Annotated in this window: 4 tRNA genes; all 4 read right to left on the bottom strand. The window is 51.4% G+C overall.

What is annotated here, in order from left to right:
- Nucleotide 1: 1 nt before the first annotated feature.
- Nucleotides 2-91, bottom strand: a tRNA-Ser gene (locus B7708_RS00100).
- A gap of 11 nt (nucleotides 92-102) precedes the next feature.
- Nucleotides 103-176: transfer RNA gene (locus tag B7708_RS00095), tRNA-Ile, on the bottom strand.
- Between the two features lie 13 nt (nucleotides 177-189).
- Nucleotides 190-263: transfer RNA gene (locus B7708_RS00090), tRNA-Met, on the bottom strand.
- A gap of 5 nt (nucleotides 264-268) precedes the next feature.
- Nucleotides 269-342, bottom strand: a tRNA-Pro gene (locus B7708_RS00085).
- Between the last annotated feature and the right edge of the window lie 16 nt (nucleotides 343-358).

Below are 358 nucleotides of genomic sequence, written 5' to 3'. Positions count from 1 at the left end.
AAGGAGGATGTGGGATTCGAACCCACGCACGCTTTTACACGCCTGACGGTTTTCAAGACCGTTCCCTTCAGCCAGACTTGGGTAATCCTCCAAAATATACAATGGACCTTGTAGGACTTGAACCTACGACCACTCGGTTATGAGCCGAGAGCTCTAACCAGCTGAGCTAAAGGTCCAACAAGATCTTTATAGCGGCGAAGGGGATCGAACCCCCGACCTCCCGGGTATGAACCGGACGCTCTAGCCAGCTGAGCTACACCGCCATCAATCGGGAAGACAGGATTCGAACCTGCGACACCTTGGTCCCAAACCAAGTACTCTACCAAGCTGAGCTACTTCCCGAGTTAAATAGAAAAAA

Origin of the sequence: Streptococcus oralis subsp. dentisani (assembly GCF_002096615.1) — a bacterium.
Taxonomy (GTDB): Bacteria; Bacillota; Bacilli; order Lactobacillales; family Streptococcaceae; genus Streptococcus; species Streptococcus oralis_U.
This window is presented reverse-complemented; position numbering and strand designations above follow the sequence as displayed.